Origin of the sequence: Kitasatospora sp. NPDC087271 (assembly GCF_044744605.1) — a bacterium.
Taxonomy (GTDB): Bacteria; Actinomycetota; Actinomycetes; order Streptomycetales; family Streptomycetaceae; genus Kitasatospora.
In genome coordinates this window covers 195,565-203,799 of record NZ_JBIUYQ010000015.1, presented here as the reverse complement: position 1 = coordinate 203,799, position 8,235 = coordinate 195,565, and the positions used below count along the sequence as shown (strand labels likewise).

General features: G+C 73.7%; 7 protein-coding genes and 1 pseudogene. 5 read left to right on the top strand and 3 right to left on the bottom strand.

Features of this window, described 5'->3' with window-relative positions; genetic code table 11:
- A pseudogene (locus ACIO9K_RS24735) lies at positions 1 to 428 on the bottom strand (IS30 family transposase); the annotation flags it as partial.
- A gap of 214 nt (positions 429 to 642) precedes the next feature.
- Between ACIO9K_RS24735 and ACIO9K_RS24730 the strand changes: the two are divergent.
- Positions 643 to 1,365: a transcriptional regulator gene (locus tag ACIO9K_RS24730; protein WP_400333126.1), complete on the top strand. Its 723-nt coding sequence runs from the start codon at positions 643 to 645 to the stop codon at positions 1,363 to 1,365.
- A gap of 7 nt (positions 1,366 to 1,372) precedes the next feature.
- Entirely contained in the window at positions 1,373 to 2,503 is a 1,131-nt protein-coding gene (locus ACIO9K_RS24725) for an aminotransferase class I/II-fold pyridoxal phosphate-dependent enzyme (RefSeq protein ID WP_363617322.1), read from the top strand.
- 77 nt (positions 2,504 to 2,580) lie between these two features.
- On the opposite strand, the gene ACIO9K_RS24720 is transcribed toward ACIO9K_RS24725, so the two are convergent.
- Together ACIO9K_RS24720 and ACIO9K_RS24715 are read right to left on the bottom strand one after the other, a co-directional pair.
- Complete coding sequence (locus ACIO9K_RS24720; RefSeq protein ID WP_363586446.1) at positions 2,581 to 3,363, bottom strand: glucosamine-6-phosphate deaminase; 783 nt, start codon at positions 3,361 to 3,363, stop codon at positions 2,581 to 2,583.
- 275 nt (positions 3,364 to 3,638) lie between these two features.
- On the bottom strand, positions 3,639 to 4,046 hold the full coding sequence (locus tag ACIO9K_RS24715) for a hypothetical protein (protein WP_363630528.1): 408 nt from the start codon (positions 4,044 to 4,046) through the stop codon (positions 3,639 to 3,641).
- 282 nt (positions 4,047 to 4,328) lie between these two features.
- Between ACIO9K_RS24715 and ACIO9K_RS24710 the strand changes: the two genes are divergently transcribed.
- From ACIO9K_RS24710 to ACIO9K_RS24700, 3 genes are all read left to right on the top strand, one after another.
- The gene (locus tag ACIO9K_RS24710) at positions 4,329 to 5,090 is read left to right on the top strand and encodes a serine/threonine protein kinase (protein ID WP_363617319.1); all 762 of its coding nucleotides are present in this window, start codon (positions 4,329 to 4,331) and stop codon (positions 5,088 to 5,090) included.
- Positions 5,087 to 6,673: a protein kinase gene (locus tag ACIO9K_RS24705; protein ID WP_400333121.1), complete on the top strand. Its 1,587-nt coding sequence runs from the start codon at positions 5,087 to 5,089 to the stop codon at positions 6,671 to 6,673. Before ACIO9K_RS24710 ends, ACIO9K_RS24705 begins: the two co-directional genes overlap by 4 nt.
- A gap of 91 nt (positions 6,674 to 6,764) precedes the next feature.
- Complete coding sequence (locus tag ACIO9K_RS24700; RefSeq protein WP_363617315.1) at positions 6,765 to 7,865, top strand: ionic transporter y4hA; 1,101 nt, start codon at positions 6,765 to 6,767, stop codon at positions 7,863 to 7,865.
- The last annotated feature ends 370 nt before the right edge of the window (positions 7,866 to 8,235 follow it).

Sequence of the window (8,235 nt, the reverse complement as noted above, 5' to 3'; positions counted from 1 at the left end):
GCGCGGAGATCGCGGATCTGTTCGCGCTCGGCCAGGGTCAGGAACCGCGGGTGGAGCTGCTTCTCCAGGGCCCTCAAGCCGACCGGTGCTTTTGTCACACCGGACATGGTGACGGTTCCCGCCCGGTAGTCGACGCGGCGCCCGTCGGCATAGGTGCGCGTATGGCGGGTTTTCCTGACGCCCTGGTCCCAGTCTCTGGCCGTGCGTTCGTTCACGCCGGCCTGCCGGGCTGCGATCCGGCGGGCGACACCGGCGGCCCGGAGCCGCTCGTACTCGTCCCGCCCGGAATGGCGGCGCGGCGGGCCCAACGACCTCCGTCCGGCCTTCCGGGCCCAGCTGAAGGCGGTGTTCTGGTTCAGCCCCAGCTCGCGCGCCGCCACGGTCACGCTGCCTACGACATCCAGCCGTGCGAGGAATCGCTCCCGCAACCCAGCAAGATCACTACGCCTAACGCCCACGGTCCTCGCAACTCCCACAGATCGCGGGTGTTGCGAGGACCGTTAGAACCTAAGCGTCGGCGGGGCCTTCGTCGTCGCCGCAGGTGCCGGATGTCCGGACGAAACGGCTGAACGAAACGCCTGAACGAAACGTCGCGGGTGAATCGTCTGGACTAAACGTCTGGCCTGGACGTACAGTCCGAACATGACCACCGAAACCCCCGACCCGCGCGTCCGGACCTGGACACCGGTCTGCCGCGCCGTGGCCCTGCTGCTCGGGCCGTACGCCGAGGTGGTGCTGCACGACGCCACCGCCGACCGGGTGCTGGCCATCTGGAACCCGATGACCCCCCGCACCCCCGGTGACCCGTCGCTGCTCGGCGAACTGGACACCCTCGACCCGTCCGCCCCGGACGTCTACGGGCCCTACGAGAAGCTGTTGCCCGACGGGCGCCGGCTCTCCTCCGTCAGCGCGGTGCTGCGCGACGACGCCGGACGGCCCTCGGCGGTGCTCTGCGTCAACCTCGACCGGGGCCCGCTGGAGCACGCCGCCGCCCTGCTGGCGGGTTTCGCCGCGCCCACCGCGCCCCGCCCCGAACCGCTCTTCGAGCGCGACTGGACGGAGCGGATGAACGACGTGATCGGCGGCTACGTCCGCGCGCACGGCCGCCCGCTCGAACGCTTCGGCCGCGAGGACCGGCTCGCCGTCCTGCGCGAACTCGACCAGGCCGGGGTGTTCGCGGTCCGCCGCGCCGTCCCGGCCGTCGCCACCGCACTGCGGGTCTCCCGTTCGACCGCCTACACCCTGCTCGCCGAGCTCAAGCAGGCCCCCGAGCCCCGGCAGGCCTCTGAGTCCTGGCAGGCCCCTGAGAACCAGCAGGCCCCCGAGTCCCGGCACCGGCACCCCGGCGCCGACGAGAGCGAGTGACAGAGAGATGACCAGGCTCCCCGACTTCCGACTCGAAACCTACTTCTCGCGCTGGGAGTTCAGCGCCCGCCACCACCTCGCCGCCTCCGACGCCCAGACCATGACGATGGCCGAACTCCTCGCCCTGGCCGGCCCCGAGGACCGCCGGGCCTGGGACGGCCTCGCCCTCGGCTACACCGAGACCTACGGCGATCCGGAGCTGCGCCGCGCCATCGCCGGGATGTACCAGGAGGTCGACGCCGACGACGTGCTCTGCTTCGGCGGCGCGCAGGAGGGGCTCAACCTCGCCATGCAGGTGCTCCTCGACCGGGGCGACCACGCCGTGGTGGTGACCCCCAACTACCAGTCCGCCGAGACCATCCCGCTCTCCCTCTGCGAGGTCACCGGCGTCGCCCTGGACGAGAAGGACGACTGGGCGCTCGACCTCGACGCGGTCACGGCCGCACTGCGCCCGAACACCCGGGTGCTGTCGGTGAACTTCCCGCACAACCCGACCGGCAAGGTCATCGACGCGGCCGACTTCACGCGTCTGGTGGAACTGTGCGACGAGCGCGGCATCCGGCTCTTCTCCGACGAGGTCTACCGCGGTCTGGAGCGCGACCCGGCCCGGGCGCTGCCGCAGGCCGCCGACCTCTCCGCGCGCGCCCTCTCGCTCAACGTCACCTCGAAGTCGCTCGGCCTGCCCGGCCTGCGGATCGGCTGGATCGCCTGCCGCGACCAGGAGTTGCGCTCCCGGCTGGAGCGGGCCAAGCACTACACCACGATCTGCAACTCGGCGCCGAGCGAGGTGCTGGCCCGCATCGCGATCAACGCCCGCGAGCAGATCCTGGCGCGCAACCGCGCGATCATCGCGGAGAACCTGCCGCGGTTCGACGCGTTCTTCGCCGAGTTCGGCGACCTCTTCGAGTGGCGCGCCCCGGACGGCGGCTGCGTCGCCTACCCGCGCTACCTCGGGGCGGACGGGGTCGAGGACTTCTGCACCGCGCTGGTCGAGCAGGCGGGCGTCCTGCTGCTGCCCGCGAGCATGTTCCACTCCGACCTGACGCCCGCTCCCGCCGACCGCTTCCGGATCGGCCTGGGGCGCCGCGATCCGGGCCCTGCCCTGGCGGCCTTCGGCGACTGGCTCCGCACGCGCTGACCGCCGGGCGCTGCCGGGAAGGAACGTGGGTCGGGCCCGTGCGGGAGGCGACTGCCTCCCGCACGGGCCCGCCGACCTCAGAGCTTCTGCCAGGCCGGCTTGGCGGCGTAGGTGTCGCGGAAGTAGTCGGCGAGCTTGAGGCCGGAGGCGGCGGCCTCGTCGACCACCACGGTGGCGTGCGGGTGGAGCTGCAGCGCCGAGGCGGGGACGGCGGCGGACAGCGGGCCCTCGACGGAGAGGGCGACGGCCTCGGCCTTGGCCTCGCCGGTGGCGAGCAGGACGAGGTGGCGCGCCTCCAGGATGGTCCCGATGCCCTGGGTGATGACGTGGTGCGGGACCTCGTCGAGGCTGTCGAAGAACCGGGCGTTGTCCTCCCGGGTCTGCCGGGTGAGCGTCTTGATCCGGGTCCGGGAGGCCAGCGAGGAGCAGGGCTCGTTGAAGCCGATGTGGCCGTCGGTGCCGATGCCGAGCAGCTGGAGGTCCACGCCGCCGGCCGCGGCCAGCGCGCGGTCGTAGGCGGTGGCCGCCGCGGCGATGTCCGTCGCGTTGCCGTCCGGGCCGAGGAAGGAGTCCTCGGTCAGGCCCAGCGGCTCGACGACCTCGCGCAGCACCACCGAACGGTAGGACTCGGGGTGGCCGGCGGGCAGGCCGACGTACTCGTCGAGCTGGCAGATGCGCGCCCGGGAGGCGTCGAGCCGGCCGTCGCGGACCCGCTCGGCGAGGGCCTGGTAGATCGGCAGCGGCGTCGAGCCGGTCGCCACGCCGAGCAGGGCCTCGGGCTTGCCGGTCAGCAGATCGGTGATCGCCGCGGCGATGAGTTCGCCGGCCGCTGAGGCGTCAGGGACGATCACGATTTCCATACTGGTCCACCGTTCTGAGCCGGGTGCTTGGTCTAGACCCTTGAGGTCTAGACCAGTTTGCCGTGAACGGGTGCCCCAGGTCCACTCGGGCCCTGGTCGGAGCCGCTCCGCCGGCCCCGGACCGCCGGGAGCCGGCCTGCGAGGGCGCCGCATGCCGCCGGGCCGGCCGCCGGGTGCGCTGGCGGCCGGCCCTGGAGCCGGGGCGCGGGCGCCCCGGCGGGTGGGGTGGATCGGGTCGATCGAGGGCCCCGGTGCTGGTGGAGCGGCGGGGTCCGTCAGAACGGGTTGGTGCAGGTGGTGACCTGCTGGGTCGCCTCCAGCGCCGGGCCGGCGGTGGCGCAGATGATCCGCAGGTCGGTGGTGACGACGCGCGGGGTGACCGCCTTCGCGGAGCCCAGGCGCACGGTGGTCGCGGAGGCGATCGTCTCCCACGGGCTGCCCCAGGCCTTCTGGGTCCGCACCTCGACCTGAACCATCGTCAACTGGCGCGGGTCGGCGGAGACCTGGGCGACGCCGAAGAAGCCCTCACCGTCGTGCTGGTGCGAGATGCAGGGCTTGTTGAGCACGGAGGCGCAGGCCACCGCTTCGTTCTCGGTCGTCGCCGGGGCCGCGATGGCCGGTCCGGCCGCCAGGCCTGCTATCCCTGCCACCATCATCGTCACAGCTGCGATCCGAGCGCGCATGATATGAACCTCCTTGGAAATTAAGGGGATCTCACTCCTTGAGATGAGTCTTGCACAGAACGTGGACATGCCGTGTGTGTGTTGCGTCACACTCAAGGTGACCATTCAACTACGTGCTGCAACCGCCCGTCGAACGGTCGACGGACCGGCAGGTGAGAGGCCCGGGGGCAACTCGGCGACGCCCGGGCCGGGTTGGCGGTGTCCCTTCACTCGTCCGAGTGGCGAACTGCCGTCGGGGCGAATCGGGCCGTTAGCATCGACCCGAACCACGGAGGTGTCGGCGTGGACACGGTCATCGTGCAACTGCCCGACCGGGAGCCCGTGATGGCACCCGGCGAACCGCCCGGCCTGCTGCGGATGGGCCCCGGCGAGGCCGCGGCGTTCGGGCGCGGCGAGCCCGGCCGTCCGGCCCCCATCCCCCTGCCCGACCAGGGCGTCTCCCGGCGCGCGGGGGAGGTCACCGCCGCCGAGGACTACTGGCGGCTGTCCAACTTCAGCACCTCCGCCACCTACGTGGTGGAAAACCTGGAGGGCGCGGGCGAGCACGTCAAGGTGGCGCCCGGCCGGCTCGGCGCGCCCGTGCCGTTCGAGTTCTCCAGGGTGCTGCTGCCCGCGCTCGGCGAACCCGCCTCGTTCAAGGTCTTCGCCCCGCAGCACGCCTACCTGGAGGGCCGGCCCGGCGGCGTCGGCGGCGAACTCACCGTCAGCCCGTTCGCCCTCGACCCGACCGCCAAGTACTTCCTGGTGCTGCTCGCGCTCTGCGAGCCCCGGCTGCGCTCGCCCTCCGCCGCCGTCGTCCCCGGTGTGACGGAGGTGCTGGCCCGGCTGCGCGCCCTGCCCTCCTGCCACGGGCTGACCCGCTCGGCGGTCAACTACCACATCGACTACCTGGTGTGGACGAAGCTGCGGCTGCGCGAGCCCTACGAGGACGGCCCCGGCGGCGGCAAGCGCGAGGAACTCGCGGCCCTGGCACTGAAGTTCGATCTCGTCCGGGAGGAGCACCTGGCCCTGCTCCCGCCCCGGCGCCCGGCCGCCCGACCGTGAGGCCCGCCGGCCAGCCGCCCGACGAGCCGGCGTCCGACGAGCCGGCGTCCGAGCAGCGGGTGCCGGAGAAGGACCAGCCCCCGCCGGACCAGCAGTCCGAGGTACCGGCCGGCTACCGGCTCGCGGGCTACCGCACCGGCGCCTACCTCGGGGCCGGCGCCTGGGGCAGCGTGTACGCGGCCGAAGGCCCCGACGGCACCCCGGCCGCCGTCAAACTGCTCAGCCCCGCCCGGCTCAGCCCCGGCCAGCGACGGACCATGACGGAGGTCGCCCGCAGCGAGATGCGCTTCAGCCGCCGCGCGGACCACCCCCACCTGATCCGCACCCTCGCCGTGACGGTCGTCGACGACCCGGCCCACCCCGGCCTGGACGGCGCCGTCGCCCTGGTGATGGAACGCGCCGCCCGCAGCCTCCAGGACGTCCTCGCCGCCGCCCGCCCCGGCACCCCGGTGCCCGGCGCCGGACGCGTCCTCACCGAGGTCTGCGCCGGGCTCACCCACATGCACCGGGGCGGCTGGGTGCACGGGGATCTCAAACCGGCCAACATCCTGCTGATGCCCGACGGCACCGCCAAGATCGCGGACTTCGGCCTCACCGCCGAACTGGAGGGCACCCACGCCTACACGCCGCCGCTCGGCTCGCCCGACCACGTCCCGCCCGAGTGGTGGTCCGAGCGCACCGGCGCGCGCGGCGTCGCGGTGCGCCCCAGCGCCGACATCTGGGCCTTCGGGGTGATCGCCCACCAGGTGCTCACCGGCGGCCTGCACCCGTTCCTCGGCGCCACCGCCCGGGCCCGCTCGCTGGCCGCCCAGGCGTACGCGCGCGGCGCGGCGCCGCTGCGGCTGGACGAGGCGCTGCCCGGGCCCTGGCGGGCCGTGGTCACCGCCTGCCTGGCCCCCGGGCGGGAGGAGCGGGCCCGCGCCGACCTCGCCGCGCTGGTCGCCCGGGCCGGCGCGCGTCCGGCCTGCCGCCGCGGCGGCGCCCTGCGGGCCGCCACCGGCCTGCTGGCCTGCGCCGTCACCGTCCTCGCCCTGACCGGGGCCCCCGAGCCGGAGGCCGCGGAGCACGGCGCGGCAGTACCCGCCGTGGGGTCGGCCGCCCACCCGGCCGCGCCCCCGCCGCCCGGCGCGATCCCGGCCGGCTCCGACGTCCCGGTGGCCTACCGCGGCATGATCGAGGTCGCCGCCCGGCGCTGCCCCGAGCCCGAGATCACCCCGGCGCTGCTGGCCGCGATGCTCAAGGCCGAGAGCGGCTTCGACCCGAACGCGGCCCGCCCCGAGACCGGCGAGTACGGCATCGCCATGTGGACGCCCGCCGTCTTCGACGCCTGGGCGAAGGCCGCGGCCCACGACGGCCCCAAGTCCTACCTGGATCCGGGCGACGCGATCGCCGCGATGGGCAACTACGTCTGCTGGCTGGACCAGCAGCTCAAGCACCGGGGCCTCACCCGCGACCTGCCGGCCCTGGTGACCGCCGCCTACCGGACCAGCGACAAGACCGTGGCGACCGCCGGAGGCGTCCCGGAACGGGTCCGCCCGCACGTCGACAAGGTGCTCCGGTACCTCGCCGACTACGGCGGGTGAGCGGGCAAAACGGGATAAGTTGTACCACATCCCTACGTATCCCGGCGCGGGCAACCGGGTGGGCGTCCCCCGGTCTGGGATGCTCGGCGGCATGATCACGAAGCTCCGCGTGGCCGCCGCGCAATGGACCGTCGTCGTTCCGGTGGTGTCGTTCGTCGTCCTCGTCCTGACCTGGCACCGGGACCTGCCCGGTTGGGTGGTGGGCGTCGTCGCCTGCTTCCTGGCCGGCGCCGTGCTCGCCGCCGTGCACCACGCCGAGGTGATCGCGCACCGGGTCGGGGAACCCTTCGGATCGCTCGTGCTCGCGGTGGCGGTCACCGTGATCGAGGTCGCGCTGATCGTGACGCTGATGGCCGACGGCGGCTCCAAGTCCGCCACCCTGGCCCGGGACACCGTGTTCGCCGCCGTGATGATCACCTGCAACGGCATCCTCGGCCTGTCCATCCTGGTCGCCGCGATCAAGTACCGGACCGCCGTCTTCAACGCCGAGGGCACCGGCGCCGCGCTCGCCTGCATCGGCACCCTGGCGACCCTCAGCCTGGTGCTGCCGACCTTCACCACCAGTTCCCCGGGCCCGCAGTTCTCCACCACCCAGCTGGTCTTCGCGGCCACCGCCTCGATCGTGCTGTACGGGCTGTTCGTGACCACCCTGACCTTCCGGCACCGGGACTACTTCCTGCCGGTCACCCCCGAGGGCCGGGTGCTCGACGAGGAGGACCACGCCGCGCCGCCGACCGCCAGGGCCGCCTGGATCAGCCTGCTGCTGCTCGGCGTGGCCCTGGTCTCCGTGGTCGGCCTCGCCAAGGGCGTCTCGCCGACCATCGAGTCCGCCGTGGACGACGCCGGACTGCCGCACTCCGTCGTCGGCGTCGTGATCGCCCTGCTCGTCCTGCTGCCGGAGACCATCGCGGCGCTGCGCGCGGCCCTGCGCAACCGGTTGCAGACCAGCCTCAACCTGGCCCTCGGCTCGGCGCTCGCCAGCATCGGCCTGACCATCCCGGCCGTCGCGATCGCCTCCTCCTGGCTCTCCGGCCCGCTCGTCCTCGGCCTCGGCCCGGCGCACATGGTGCTGCTGACCCTGACCGTCGTGCTCGGCACCCTGACGGTCATCCCGCGCCGGGCCACCCCGCTCCAGGGCGCCGTGCACCTCGCCGTGCTGGCCGCCTACGTGGTGCTGGCGCTCAACCCCTGACGCCGCCGGTGGCAGTTCCACGGAGCCCCTGCCGTCCGACACCGCCGTCGGAGGCAGGGGCTCCGTGGTCTACCGGGGGCGTGCCGGACGGCGGCCCGCCGACGGGCCGGGCCCCGTCTCCGGCGCGGTGGTCAACGGCGGGCCCCGACCCGGCGGGTGGCCGCGCAGCCGCCCCCGTGGCCGGTATTGACCGGTCATCGGGGCGGGCCCGCGTGTCGGGGCGGCGGGCGGGTGCCGTGGTTCTCTATCGTCCGTCTCGGACCGCCGAGTCCGGCCGCGTCCGAATGGCCCCGTCCGAATGGCCTTGTCCGAACAACCTGTCCGAATGGCCCTGTCCGAGTCCGTCCGGGCAGCCCTGCGGCCCCGTCGG

Bases quoted from the DNA above. Each gene is read 5' to 3' on its own strand.
- ACIO9K_RS24725 (WP_363617322.1), top strand. From the start codon at position 1,373: ATGACCAGGCTCCCCGACTTCCGACTCGAAACCTACTTCTCGCGCTGG.
- ACIO9K_RS24700 (WP_363617315.1), top strand. From the start codon at position 6,765: ATGATCACGAAGCTCCGCGTGGCCGCCGCGCAATGGACCGTCGTCGTT.
- ACIO9K_RS24720 (WP_363586446.1), bottom strand. From the start codon at position 3,363: ATGGAAATCGTGATCGTCCCTGACGCCTCAGCGGCCGGCGAACTCATC.
- ACIO9K_RS24715 (WP_363630528.1), bottom strand. From the start codon at position 4,046: ATGCGCGCTCGGATCGCAGCTGTGACGATGATGGTGGCAGGGATAGCA.
- ACIO9K_RS24730 (WP_400333126.1), top strand. From the start codon at position 643: ATGACCACCGAAACCCCCGACCCGCGCGTCCGGACCTGGACACCGGTC.